Consider the following 13,783-nt stretch of genomic DNA (forward strand, 5'->3'; position numbering starts at 1 on the left):
TCAATAAATATAACAGTTAACAGTAGAAATACCCTCGCTCCATAGAGCCAGGGTATTTTTTATTTTCTAAAAATTTTAAATATATTCATACTTTGGCTTCGATATACGATGTACTAGTATGTTATACTTTTATTTGTAAGTTTTGATAGATCAGAGTATATCAATATTCGCAAGTATTTATATATACTATATAGAAGGAGGCCGCGAATGAAATTACGAATTAGACAAATTGTCGCCATCGCAGCATTCTCTGCTGTATTGTTGTTTGGAGGATGGTTTGGCTACAGCCAATGGGCGATCGAGGCTCCGTTACACAAGCTGGTACAGCAATATGAAGGCGTAAATCATGTTAAATTGAATATTACCCCCAAAGAGGTGGGGGTGAAACTTGATCTTGAAGCTGGTACGGATATAGGCGGGCTTGTTCGCTATATTGAGAAGGATGGCCAACAGCTTTTAGGCAAGCGTTCATTAAAGCTGGAAGTAAAAGATCATTCTTCAGCGGCTTTGGATCAAATTTGGAGTGAAGCACTGTTTTCTGTTGCTCAAGCTATGGAGAGCAGACAATATACGGAAATACAGAGCACGTTGACGCAATTGGAGCAGAAGTATGATACGCTGCGGACAACCGCCGTTATGGACAACGATAACGTCTATCTGACGCTAACCGATGGAGCGGCGAGCAAATACGTTATTTTGCCCCGGATTCCGCAGAAATTGGGGGTGTGGCCCAATGCGTAAATGGATGTGGGAAGTTATTGTCGGATTTGTTCCTGTGCTATTGGTTTTTATGGCATTTATTGGCTTGAATGTAGTTCCGCTTATTATTGCCACGCTCATGGCAGGTGCGGTATTTGCCGCGCTAAAAATGCGTGGAGGCATCACGATTGGTGCGGCTCAGGAGCGGAAGCGGAAAAAAGCAGGTCCTGCCAAGCTGACCTTTGAAGAAATTGGAGGCCAGGACAGCGCGAAACAAGAGTTACAGGAAGCGCTGGACTTCATGGTTCGCCATGAAGAAATTAAGCAATTTGGAATTAGACCGATCAAAGGAATTCTGCTCACCGGCCCTCCGGGAACAGGAAAAACGCTGATGGCAAAGGCAGCGGCGCATTATACGAACTCAGTCTTTGTTGCCGCTTCGGGCAGTGAATTTGTAGAAATGTACGTCGGGGTCGGTGCGGGAAGGATACGTGAATTGTTTAAAGAGGCGCGAACCCGAGCCGCGAAAGAGAACAAGGAGAATGCAATTATTTTTATCGATGAAATCGATGTGATTGGCGGCAAAAGAGAAGGCGGTCAGCAGCGCGAATATGATCAAACGCTGAATCAATTGTTGACAGAGATGGATGGTATCTATTCGGCAGAAGCGCCGCGTATTTTGCTTATGGCGGCGACAAACCGCAAGGAAATGCTGGATGCAGCGCTGTTGCGCCCAGGTCGATTCGACCGCCATATCCAGGTCGATTTACCCGATAAGAAAGGCCGTTTGCATATATTGGAGCTGCACGCGAAGAATAAACCGCTGCAAGAGGGTGTTAGTCTGGAGAAGCTCGCCGAGGAGTCCTTTGGATTTTCGGGCGCACAGCTGGAAAGCGTCATGAACGAGGCAGCGATCTATGCGATGAGAGAAGACAAGAAGGAAATTGAGCAACGCCATCTATCCATGGCGATCGATAAGGTAATGCTCGGCGAACGGACAGACCGGGAATCAACGGAGGAAGAGAAGCGCCGTGTGGCGATTCATGAGCTAGGCCATGCGATAGCAGCCGAAGCAGTGGCACCGGGCAGCGTCAATCAGGTTGCGCTTAGCCCGCGCGGAAGGGCGCTTGGCTATGTCCGCCATAATCCGCAGGAAGATAAATATTTATATACAAAAGCTTATTTAGAAGGCCAAATTATTATCGCCTTGGCCGGGGCGGCCGCCGAGGAGATCTATTATGGCGAGCGCAGCACTGGCTCTAGCAACGATTTTGAGCAAGCGATCAACATCGTGCATACGATGATGACCTCCGGGCTGACTTCCCTTGGTATCGTCAACATGGATATGATGACCAAGGAAGTCCTCATGAGGGAAAATTCGGCGATATTGGATGAACTCGCAGCCAGATCGAAACAATTGCTGATCGATCATTCCACCGTGTTCGACAAGTCGCTGGAAATTCTTTTACGGGAAGAGCGCCTTTCCGGAGAGCAATTTAGATGTCAATTTGGTGACAGTGTCCTTTTACCGGCATAAATCTTGTGCCGGTTATTTTTTTTACTTTTTGTCCGTGCTAAGATATTATTATATGTTGGGTATTAAAAAATTGTATTATTCGACATGAAGGGTACAATATTATGTGTAGACGATGAAAGGATGGAGCGAAGGAACCATGAACTTCAAAAGAATAGGTGTCATTGGCGGCGGCACGATGGGTCAGGGAATTAGCGAAATGCTGGCAGCCAAAGGACTCGATGTGCTTCTCGTAGAAGAATCACCTGAAAAATTAGACCACGCTTATAATATGATAGAAACGAGCTTGGATAAGCAGCTTGAGAAATGGGCTATTACCAAGGCCGAGAAAAAGCTGATTTTGTCTAAAGTCCATAAAGTAACCCATCTTGCTGAATTGGGTACCTGCGATATGGTCATCGAGACCATTTCGGAGGATTTGGATGCCAAAAAAGAGGTGTTCAAGGAGCTTGATCATGTGTGCCCAAGCAACATTATTCTGGCCAGTAACACGTCAACGCTCAGTCTGACAGAAATTGCCGGTTCAACAATGTATCCCGAGCGGGTAATTGGCATGCACTTTATTTATCCGGTATCCAAAATTAATCTTGTGGAAATCATCCGCGGACTCAAAACATCGGATACAACGTTTGAAGAAACCAAGCATTTCGTGGAGGAAGTTGTCGATAAACGCGGTATCATGGTGTATGAATCACCAGGATTCGTTACTTCTCGCATCATTTGCGTCATGATTAACGAAGCGCTGCACGTGCTTGGTGAGGGCGTTGCAACTGCCGAAGATATCGACAATGCCATGCGCGTTGGGTATCAGTTCCAGTACGGGCCGCTTGAAATGGCTGACCGTTTTGGTCTGGACTCCGTATTGGCTGCACTCGAGCGCATGTTCCGTGAATTCGGCGATCTAAAATACCGTCCTTCCTTTGTATTGAAAAAAATGGTCCGCGCTGGAAGCTTAGGTGTGAAGACGGGCGAAGGATTTTTCAAATACGACAAGGATGGTGACCGGTTATGAAAGTTCTTGTAATTAACGCGGGAAGCTCTTCCCTGAAATATCAACTGTATGACATGACGGATGAATCTGTATTAGCTAAAGGTCTAGTCGAACGGATCGGTATGGATTCTTCGATTCTCACTCATAAGCCGACAGGCAAAGAGGAAGTGACCGAGGTTAGTGATATTCTGGAGCACACGACAGCGATTCGTAAGGTACTCGAAAAGCTTACTCACAAAGAGCATGGCGTGCTCCAAGCGATTGATGAAATCGAGGCAGTGGGCCACCGGGTAGTACATGGCGGCGAAGCATTTAAAGGTTCGGCTCTAATTACCGGGGAAGTAAAATCCGAAATTCGCCGTTTATTCGATTTGGCTCCACTACACAATCCAGCATGCATGATGGGGATTCAGGCTGCCGAGGCAAACCTGCCGAACGTCCCGCAAACCGTTGTGTTTGATACGGCATTCCACCAGACGATGCCAGAAAAAGCTTATTTATATGCGATTCCTAAGGTACTGTATAAGAAGCATAGGGTTCGTCGTTATGGATTCCATGGAACTTCGCATGAGTATGTAAGCCACACTGCGGCTGAATTTTTGGGGCAGAAGATTGAGGACTTGAAAATCATCACCTGCCACATTGGAAATGGAGCTAGCTTGACGGCTGTTAAGGATGGCGTCTCTGTTGATACTTCTATGGGCATGACTCCGCTGGAAGGATTGATTATGGGGACGAGAAGCGGAGATTTGGATCCGGCTGTAGTGCCTTTTGTAATGAACAAAGAAGAGCTTACAATTAACGAAGTGAATTCTATGCTGAACAAGCACAGCGGCTTGCTGGCGATATCTGGATCGAGTAGCGATATGCGAGATATTACCGATGGGATGGAAGCCGATGAACCAAATGCTACGCTCGCTTTTGAAATGTATGAATACCGTTTGCGCAAATACATCGGTTCTTATGCGGCAGCGATGAACGGCGTAGACGTGATTGTATTTACAGCAGGAGTAGGCGAGAATTCAGCAATAGTACGCGAGAAGGTATGCGAGAACTTAACTTATCTCGGCGTTGAAATTGACCTTGAGCTGAACAAAATTCGTTCCGGAGATCCGCGTCGCATTTCTACGCCGAACTCTAAGGTAGAGGTTCTTGTTATCCCTACGAATGAGGAACTGGTCATTGCTCGGGATACGCATCGTATCGTTAAAGAAGGGCAATAAAACGAAAGAAATCAGTACAGAGATAGAGGAGATGTTCATGCATGACGAATAAAACGGTGATTCGTCAGGTTAACGAGCATGTCGGTGAGAAGGTCGTCATCGGCAGCTGGCTAAACAACAAACGCTCAAGCGGTAAAATTCAGTTTTTGCAACTTCGTGACGGAACGGGCTACATCCAAGCTGTTGTCGTTAAGAGCGAAGTATCCGAAGATACCTGGAATGCAGCCAAGAGCTTGACGCAAGAGTCTTCGCTTTATGTAACGGGTGTCATTCGGGAGGAGCCACGCAGCCAATCCGGCTACGAAATGACGGTTACGGAGCTTGACATTATTCAATTGACGGAAAATTATCCGATTACACCGAAAGAGCATGGCGTCGATTTCCTGATGGATCATCGTCATTTGTGGCTTCGTTCCCAGAAGCAGCGGGCGATCATGGTCATTCGTGCGGAAATCATCAGAGCGATTCAAGAGTTTTTCGATCAGCACCACTTTACACTTGTTGACCCGCCGATCCTGACCCCAACGTCAGCGGAGGGAACAACGAACCTGTTCCATACGAAATACTTTGATGAGGATGCTTATTTGACGCAAAGCGGTCAGCTTTATATGGAAGCTGCGGCAATGGCCCTAGGCAAGGTTTATTCCTTCGGGCCGACGTTCCGCGCGGAGAAATCCAAGACCCGCCGTCACTTGATCGAATTTTGGATGATTGAACCGGAAATGGCTTTTACCGATCATGAGGAGAGCCTTGTCGTTCAGGAACAGTTCGTTACACATGTCGTCCAATCCGTATTGAAAAATTGTCGATCCGAGCTAGAAGCTATCGGCCGTGATATTACCAAGCTGGAAAACATCCAGGCACCGTTCCCGCGGATTACTTATGATGAAGCTATCGATTTCCTGCATACGAAGGGCTTCGATATTCCTTGGGGAGAAGATTTTGGTGCGCCACATGAAACGGCGATTGCCGAGCAGTATGACAAGCCGGTATTTATCACGCATTATCCGGCTGGCATCAAGGCATTCTATATGAAGCCTGACCCAAATCGGCCAGAGGTCGTGCTTTGCGCGGATATGATCGCTCCAGAAGGCTATGGAGAGATTATAGGCGGATCGCAACGGATTGATGATCCGGAGCTGATGGAAGCCCGTTTTAAAGAGCACGAGCTGTCACCGGAAACGTATCAATGGTATTTAGATTTGCGCAAGTATGGTTCAGTACCGCATTCCGGCTTTGGACTTGGACTGGAGCGGACCGTCGCATGGATTTGCGGACTTGAACATGTTCGCGAGACGATTCCGTTCCCACGGATGTTGTACCGTCTGTATCCGTAAAAGAAAGTAGCCCGGAAATCATCTTTTTCGTTATACAATACAAGTACGGGGTTGCTAGGGATAGGAAAGGTGAGGACGTATGGCATTGACCGAAGGCTGGAAGGTATGGGCCAAAGGAGTCGCTTACGGCATGGAAACCGGTGTTATTTCTGTGCCAGCGGCTCTGATGATCCATTACCGGAAACTCGGTTTAAGTGATACCGAGGTCATGCTACTGCTGCAACTGATTGTCTATAAGCAGACGGAGCAAAATGATTTTCCATCGATAGACCAGTTGGAGGAACGAATGGGAGGAGCGCCTGGTGAGGTCTCCTCCGTCATCCAACGCCTGATGAAGGATCACTTCATCAGCATCGATGTAGAGCTTGATGAACAAACCGGCATCCAATTCGAAAGCTACAACCTGACAGGGATGTATGAACGTTTGGCTCATTGCATTACTGAAGAACGATCAGCGATGCGGCAGCGGACAAGTCAGCGGGAACGTGAGATAGCTGCTGTCCAGCAGGAGGTAAACGAGCGAAATTTATTCGTCATTTTTGAGAAGGAATTCGCCAGACCCTTATCACCGATGGAATGCGAGACGATTTCCGGTTGGGTGGATCAAGATGGATATCCGGAGGATCTTATTTTACTCGCATTAAAGGAAGCCGTCTTTGCCGGTAAGGTGCATTTTCGCTATATCGATCGAATTTTGCTAGAATGGAGCCGCAATCGCGTACAGACGGTTGAGGATGCCAAGGCATATGCTCAGAAATTCCGGAGTATGGGACGTTAGCTACTTAATAGTTATATAGGATTTCAACAAAGAACCTCTTCTTGAGGGAGTGGCAGCCAGTCATTATAATTGCCAAATCTCCGCAAGGAGAGGTTTTTCTTCCTAGCAAACTACTGGATGCTTACGATCGAGGGACGAGCTGTAGCAGCTATGAAGCATCATTCTGATAGTGACAATATGAAGGCGAATTTTTTGCGGGGCGGTCTAGAGGATACATAGATTGAAGAGCGAGTAAGGTATGTTCGTAGTTAATGCAGCAGCGACCTAGCAGCAATACTGAGCGGTTACATTCCAAGAGGATAGAGACGCTAGCGATTACCGAAATCGTCAGCGTCTTTTTTGCGAGGAGTACTTTCAAAGATTTTTTAATAAATATGCAGGGGCAGTGCCAGATGACTTCGTCTATATTTATGGAAGGAGGGGAGAGTCATTGAGGAAAAGACACTTATTCTAAAAATAAAGCAGGGCGACCGCAGTGCATTTAGGGAATTGGTGAAGGCATACGGCACATATGTATTTCGGATTGCTTATTCTGTTCTTCATGATGCAAATGAAGCCGAGGACGCCTCGCAGGAAATATTTTTGCAAATTTACAAATCTCTCCCCGGTTATCGTAATGAAGGCTTTAAAACCTGGTTGACGCGTATTGCAATTCATAAATCAATTGATTTGAAGCGGAAGCGGGATCGCCGTAAGGAGGAGCAGTGGGATCCCGCGGAAGTGTTACATATTGCGCCAGTTCAAGAGGACGATACCTTGCAGCAATTAATGCATGAGGAGCGTAAGCTTCGGCTTCGAAGCCGAATTAAGGAGCTGCCGCCAGGACATCGCGATATAATTACGGCCTTTTATTTAGAAGGAAAAAGCTATGACGAAATTGCCGCAGAATATTCTATTGCTGTGAAATCGGTGGAATCAAGGCTGTACCGGGCGAGATCATGGATTCGGGAGCATTGGAAGGAGGAAGAGTGGCGATGAATGAAAGGGAACTGAATAAAGTAAGCACCAAGGGCAAGAACAATGAGGACAATTTGCTCATCTGGAGCAAATACATTCTTGGCGAGCTGGATGAGCAACAGTCCAAACATGCGGAGTCATTGCTTGTACATGATCCTAATGCACTTGAAGCATACATGGCAGCACTATCCAGCCTTGAGGAGAGGCTGCCCGGACTGCAGCAGGAGGATGCATTCATCGAAGAGCTGATGCATAGGCTTCCTGCTTCAGGTGAGGCGCAGCAAGCAAGAGGGGAAGTTAAGCGGCAAGCTGGTAAACGCCGCATACGCGAGCACCCGCTATTTAATTATGTTATTGCTGCGTCAATTACGTTGTTTCTGTTATCGTTCGGGGTATTTGACCACATGACTTCAGGTGCTTATCATGTCGTCCCTCCTTCCTCGGAGCCGCCATTAAGCGAACGGATTATGGAGAAAACGTCAGGTTGGATTGATCAATTGAAGCCATAAAGTACTCTTTAGAAAGGATGGGTTTATATTGCCAAGATACCGTAACCGCATGCTGGCGTTCATGTTAAATTTTATTCCCGGCCTGGGCCATTTATATTGGGGGCGTAAAGTCCGAGGAATTTTGTACCCGTTATTTTTCTTCGGCGGATTGATGCTCGGCTTCCTGGTAGCCGTTGCAAGCAATGACGGGGGATTTATGCTGGCTGCCGCCATATGCGCTTTTGTGCTTTGGTGCATCAGTATGCTGGATATTACGATTACTCTGCTTAGAGCTCCTGCTGCGGATCTGTCGAGCTATCCGTACGAATCAACGCGTAAAGGCGAGGCGGATGCTGAGCGCTTCTATACGATTTTATTATCGTTTGTGCCTGGTCTAGGCCATTTTCAGCTTGGTTTGATGCAGCGGGGATTATCATTTTTGATCAGCTTCTTCGGCTTGATTACAATAATGTTCGTTATTACCGGCTTGACCAATGAGACCGTATTTCTGTTATTCCTCGGCCTGCTACCGATTATATGGCTATACTGCATGTTCGATGCCGTCCAGCTGGTTCATCGCAAACAGGCTGGAGAGCTGCTGGTTGATCGCACGCTGTTCGACGAGTGGGAATCAGGGCGAGGCGAGGGGAAGCGCAGCAAAGTGCTGGCAACGCTCTTATCCGCCTTCCCGGGGGCGGGACAGATGTATCTCGGAATGCAAAAACGGGGTCTCCAGCTGATGGTATTATTTCTAGGAAGCTTCTATATTATCGATGTGCTGCGACTGTCGTTATTTTTGTTTATCGTGCCGGTCATATGGTTCTACAGTTTTTTTGACGGGCTGCAAGCGACGAGCAGGTACGACCATATACCCCTGGAGGATCGCCCGCTTTTTGATTGGAAAGGGGACAACCAGAACTGGATTGGTTTAATTTTGCTGCTCCTGGGCATCTATTACGTGACAATGAGCTTAATCGTTCCGATATTCAACCGCTTCCTTCCGGAATTTCGAATCGAGTATTTTATTGACACGTATTTGCGACCGGTTATTGTATCCCTAGTGCTCATAGGGGGCGGGTTCAAGCTGCTTTCAAGAAGCAAGAACAAAGGAAGCCGTTATGATGATTATTAATTGGATTAAGAAGAAGAGGCTCTGCATTTCGGCAGAGCTTCTTTTTCGCCTCTAGGGGCTTTTTTTTGCTAAGATAGAGGAGGGTTAACTAGGAGTGAGTAATTTTCCGTTAATAATAAAGGAGAGCGAGCATGTTTAAAATTTTCATCGTTGAAGATGATCCGGGACTGGTCAAATTGCTGGAGGCTTATTTGCATAAGTTCGATTACGACACCTTTGCAGTAACGGATTTCGATAGCATTAAAATACAGTTTCAGCAATTTGCGCCTCACCTCGTGCTGCTGGATGTAAATTTGCCCAAATATGACGGATATTATTGGTGCCGGCAAATACGTAATTTGTCGACATGCCCCATCTTATTCCTATCGGCGCGTGATGGCAAAATGGATCAGGTGATGGCACTGGAAAATGGGGCAGATGACTATATAACAAAGCCTTTTGATTATGATATCGTGTTGGCTAAAATAAATAGCCAGCTCCGCCGGGCCTATGGGACATATGCAGCGGCGCCTGCTGATCGTCCTGTGGATGTATATGGTCTCCATCTGGATCGGGAACGGTTCTGCTTACGATTGGATGAGACTAAGATTGAACTTAGTCATACGGAGATGAAAATCATGGACGAACTGATGATGAAGGTGGAACAGGTTGTAAGCCGAGATCGCCTGTTGGAAAAAATATGGGATGATCAAGTGTTCGTGGATGACAATACGTTAAACGTGTATATCACCCGGGTGCGGAAGAAGCTGTCTACATTAGGCATTGAGGATGCGCTGCAAACCGTGCGCGGCCAAGGCTATCGGCTCGTGCCTAGTTGGGGAGAGCGACGATGAAGCTGTTTTTAAGAGAGCAGCGACCTGTCATCATGATCTATTTTGTACAATTGATTGTAGTGACCTTTGTATACTGGCTGGACGGTTACCGAAATGTCGCAGTCAGTTTGTATGCCGTGCTGTTAAGCAGTTGTCTGCTGACGGGATATCTCGTATTTCGCTATATGACCCACCGCAGCTTCTATCGGAGACTGGAGCAGCCTGTTGCATCGATAGGCGATTTTACCGATGTGAAACCCGAATCTCCTTTGTCTGAAGCATTGCACCGTCTGTTGAAATTGCAATACCGCCATTATTTATCCGAGTTGAACGAGCATACGGAAAAAATCGAAAGCCATATTCAATTCATTAACCAGTGGGTGCACCAAATGAAGACGCCGATTTCCGTCATCCATTTAATGATCCAGCAGGAGAGCGATCCGCGCTCGATGGCGATTGCCGATGAATTGGACAGGCTGAGAAAGGGACTGGACATGGTTTTATATACCGCTCGACTTGATCTGTTCGAGCATGATCTCTACGTTGAGACCCTTGCGCTTGAGAAGGTGGTACGCAGGGCGACCTCCACGCAGAAACGATTGTTTATTCGCGGTAAAGTATTCCCTGTTCTCCACATGGAGCAGCAGTTGTCCATCGTCTCTGATGAGAAATGGCTGGACTTTGTGTTGACCCAGCTAATCAGTAATGCTGTCCGCTATACAACGAAGGAGAACGGTAAGCTGTATTTTCGGGCCAATCAAGAGGGCGGGCGAACCATCCTTGAAATAGAGGATGAAGGTATAGGCATTCCCGGGAGCGATCTGCCACGCGTGTTTGATGCTTATTTTACGGGGGAGAACGGCAGGAAATTCCAAGAATCCACAGGCATGGGCATGTACCTGGCCAAAGAAATATGTCATAAGCTCGGTCATGAGATAGAACTTGAATCGATCGAGGGTAAAGGAACGGTCGTACGAATCTTGTTCTAGTTACATGCGCATAAACGGCTAGCTTACAGAGTTGTAAGAGAAGTGTAAGGTAATAATGTGGCTTATCGGAGCCTAAAAATCGTATACTGTTAGCATCCCTACATTCCTACCAGACAGGAGACATGGACATATGCCGGTGCTAGAGGTAAGTTCATTATCTAAAATTTATGAAGGCAAAATATCCACCAGGGCTCTTCAGGGCGTCTCCTTTCGAATGGAACGCGGGGAGTTCGTCGGCGTAATGGGGCCATCTGGTAGCGGCAAGACGACTTTGCTGAATGTAATTGCCACGATTGATGAACCGACCTCGGGAAAAGTAATGATCGAGGGGCGGGATCCCCACCGGATGAGCGATGATGCAGCCGCATTGTTCCGCCGTCGGGAGCTGGGCTTTATTTTTCAGCAGTTTAATCTACTGGATACCTTGACGATCGAGGAGAACATTGTACTTCCCTTAACCTTGGATGGTACGCCTGTTCGTGAAATGGAAAGCAAGGCCGCTGCGATTGCGCAAAGGTTAGGGATCAGCGAGTTACTGAACAAGTATACGTACGAGGTATCGGGTGGAGAGATGCAGAAGACGGCGATTGCCCGCGCGATGATTCATCGGCCATCGTTAATACTAGCTGATGAGCCGACGGGGAACTTGGATTCCAAATCTTCCCGTGAAGTGATGGAGGCTTTCTCTTCGATGAACCAGGAGGAGCAGGCAACGATATTTATGGTTACGCACGATGCTGTAGCAGCCAGCTACTGCCATCGGGTCATTTTCATTAAGGATGGAAAATTTTATAACGAGATTTATCGGGGCAGCAACCGGCAGGCTTTTTTTCAGAAAATCATTGATATGCTGTCGCTGCTCGGAGGGGATATACATGACCTTTCGACAATTCGCCTTTAACCATGTGCTGCGTAACAAACGAACCTATGCCGCTTACTATTTGAGCAGTTCGTTTTCTGTGATGATATTTTTTCTGTGCGCCTTGTTCTTATTCCATCCCGGCATTCAGGAGAACATGATTTACGATCAAGCGGTTGAGGCGCTGCAGGTCGCGGAAGGCACGGTGTATTTTTTTTCGTTTTTTTTCGTGATCTACTCGGTAGGCTCATTTTTGCAATCGCGGAAGAGAGAACTGGGGATTTTGCGACTTCACGGTATGACTAGAAAACAGCTTAATCGGATGTTGTTCATGGAGAATATGGCCATTGGCGGCGCATCTATGGTGACTGGGCTTATAGCCGGATTAGTTACCGCCAAGTTGTTCCTGATGGCTGGGGCCAATATGCTGGGCATTGATCACCTGAAGTTCCATATATCTTGGTTGGCCGTGCTGCTGACGCTAGGGGCCTTTGCCGTGTTGTTTCTCCTCATCTCGATTTGTACCTCTGGATTGATTGGCAACAATAGGCTCATAGAGCTATTTCAGTCCGGTCAACGTTCAGCCGAACCGCCGAGGAAGTCGCTTGCGTTGTCGAGTTTGGCCATCGGCCTCCTGCTGCTTAGCTATTATTTGGCGGCAACTTCAACCGCGCTGACTGTTGTTATACGTATGGTACCTGTGACTTTAATGACGGTAATGGGGACATACCTTTTGTATACCTACTTCAGCGTTTATTTCGTGGAGGCGGTGAGGAAGCGTCGCAAGCTGTTTTGGCGGAGGACGAATATCGTGACGGTCTCCGCACTGGCTCATCGGATGAAGAAAAATGCTTCGATGCTGTTTCTTGTCACGATCATTTCGACTGTTACGTTTTGTGCGATTGGGGTGTTCGCTTCCATTCATCGATTGTCACATGAATTCAGGCAGGATTATCTGGCAGCGGTCGGTTACGTTTCGAAGGTAAATAATCCGACGGAGAGAGCTCATTTGCAAGAGATTACACGAGAGCTGACAGCTCGGGGATTAACCTATGAAGTCATCAGTTTGCCGATAAAAATCGTAGACGTATTAGAAGGATCGAGTGGGAAGGGAAAGCTTCAGCGTATCCCGCTGATCGCTTTCTCAGATTATGAACGTCTGATCGCCGCAGCGGGGATTCCAGTCGAAGATGAACCGTTGGCAGGCCGGAATGCGCTCATTATGCTGGGGTCGCAGCGTGAGAGACCTTTGCTGAAGGAGCGGCAGCTTGTCTCATACACGATCCCGGGCACCGATCTTAATCTCGTGGAGACAGGGATTACAAGTCATATACCGATTCCAGAATATTTAACCCTCGAACTTGGAGGCAGAATGGAGGGTAAGTTTAGCGGTCTCGTCGTTAGCGATGAATGGATGAGACAGCTTCCGGCAGTCACGGAAGAGGACTGGTACTTTGGGTTTTATTTGGACGCTCTCGAGGAGAGCGAGGGCATTGGCAGTGCTTTGACTCAAAATGGCAAGGTGATCTACGAAGCAAATGAACCCTATGCGATGACGGTAAGCGGAACATTATTTGCCGTTCAGACCAGCATTTACAGCACGATGCTGTTTATTGCGCTACTCGTTGGCACTGTGTTTTTTATCGCAGCAGGAAGCTTCTTGTATTTCAGGCTGTACGCTGATTTGGAATATGATCGAAGACAGTATGCAACAATGTCGAAGATTGGCGTGACGTGGAAGGAAATCAACACAATGGTTACTCGGCAAATCGGACTGCTCTTCTTTGTGCCCATCGGCATGGCGATGATTCACAGCCTATTTGCTTTTATCGCTCTGCAAAGCTATTTTAATTTCTCCATTGCGGTGGAAGCTGGCTTTATTCTCGTTAGTTTTTTTATTGTACAGGTCATTTACTTTTACTTTATTCGCAGAAGGTATTTGCGAAACGTAAGAAAAGCTATTCTATGATAATTACGTGGAGGT

13 protein-coding genes are annotated in these 13,783 nt (G+C 47.1%); all 13 read left to right on the forward strand.

What is annotated here, in order from left to right:
* Positions 1–207: 207 nt before the first annotated feature.
* The 13 genes from EIM92_RS14455 (at position 208) to EIM92_RS14515 (ending at position 13,768) form a co-directional block, all read left to right on the forward strand.
* A complete protein-coding gene (locus EIM92_RS14455; protein ID WP_125083247.1) occupies positions 208–741 on the forward strand; it encodes a hypothetical protein in 534 nt (177 codons plus the stop codon).
* Complete coding sequence (locus EIM92_RS14460; protein WP_125083248.1) at positions 734–2,236, forward strand: AAA family ATPase; 1,503 nt, start codon at positions 734–736, stop codon at positions 2,234–2,236. The genes EIM92_RS14455 and EIM92_RS14460 overlap by 8 nt, the downstream gene beginning before the upstream one ends.
* Positions 2,237–2,372: 136 nt before the next feature.
* Positions 2,373–3,245, forward strand: coding sequence for a 3-hydroxyacyl-CoA dehydrogenase family protein (locus tag EIM92_RS14465; protein WP_125085197.1), 873 nt, complete (start codon positions 2,373–2,375; stop codon positions 3,243–3,245).
* On the forward strand, positions 3,242–4,447 hold the full coding sequence (locus EIM92_RS14470) for an acetate/propionate family kinase (protein ID WP_125083249.1): 1,206 nt from the start codon (positions 3,242–3,244) through the stop codon (positions 4,445–4,447). The genes EIM92_RS14465 and EIM92_RS14470 overlap by 4 nt, the downstream gene beginning before the upstream one ends.
* A gap of 41 nt (positions 4,448–4,488) precedes the next feature.
* Positions 4,489–5,784 carry an asparagine--tRNA ligase gene (asnS, locus tag EIM92_RS14475; protein WP_125083250.1) on the forward strand — a complete coding sequence of 432 codons (1,296 nt, stop codon included), beginning with the start codon at positions 4,489–4,491 and terminating at the stop codon, positions 5,782–5,784.
* Positions 5,785–5,863: 79 nt separating this feature from the next.
* Positions 5,864–6,562 (forward strand): DnaD domain-containing protein, encoded by a 699-nt coding sequence (locus tag EIM92_RS14480; RefSeq protein ID WP_125083251.1) that lies wholly within the window; start codon positions 5,864–5,866, stop codon positions 6,560–6,562.
* A 492-nt stretch (positions 6,563–7,054) separates the two neighbouring features.
* Entirely contained in the window at positions 7,055–7,540 is a 486-nt protein-coding gene (locus EIM92_RS14485; protein ID WP_246021426.1) for an RNA polymerase sigma factor, read from the forward strand.
* Entirely contained in the window at positions 7,537–8,028 is a 492-nt protein-coding gene (locus EIM92_RS14490; RefSeq protein ID WP_125083253.1) for a hypothetical protein, read from the forward strand. The genes EIM92_RS14485 and EIM92_RS14490 overlap by 4 nt, the downstream gene beginning before the upstream one ends.
* A 28-nt stretch (positions 8,029–8,056) precedes the next feature.
* A complete protein-coding gene (locus tag EIM92_RS14495; protein WP_125083254.1) occupies positions 8,057–9,139 on the forward strand; it encodes a hypothetical protein in 1,083 nt (360 codons plus the stop codon).
* Between the two features lie 131 nt (positions 9,140–9,270).
* Positions 9,271–9,972, forward strand: coding sequence for a response regulator transcription factor (locus tag EIM92_RS14500; protein ID WP_125083255.1), 702 nt, complete (start codon positions 9,271–9,273; stop codon positions 9,970–9,972).
* The gene (locus EIM92_RS14505) at positions 9,969–10,940 is read left to right on the forward strand and encodes a HAMP domain-containing histidine kinase (RefSeq protein WP_125083256.1); all 972 of its coding nucleotides are present in this window, start codon (positions 9,969–9,971) and stop codon (positions 10,938–10,940) included. The genes EIM92_RS14500 and EIM92_RS14505 overlap by 4 nt, the downstream gene beginning before the upstream one ends.
* A 130-nt stretch (positions 10,941–11,070) precedes the next feature.
* A complete protein-coding gene (locus EIM92_RS14510) occupies positions 11,071–11,841 on the forward strand; it encodes an ABC transporter ATP-binding protein (RefSeq protein WP_125083257.1) in 771 nt (256 codons plus the stop codon).
* Complete coding sequence (locus tag EIM92_RS14515) at positions 11,816–13,768, forward strand: FtsX-like permease family protein (RefSeq protein WP_125083258.1); 1,953 nt, start codon at positions 11,816–11,818, stop codon at positions 13,766–13,768. The genes EIM92_RS14510 and EIM92_RS14515 overlap by 26 nt, the downstream gene beginning before the upstream one ends.
* The last annotated feature ends 15 nt before the right edge of the window (positions 13,769–13,783 follow it).

The sequence above is a fragment of the Paenibacillus lentus genome, assembly GCF_003931855.1.
Classification (GTDB): domain Bacteria; phylum Bacillota; class Bacilli; order Paenibacillales; family Paenibacillaceae; genus Fontibacillus; species Fontibacillus lentus.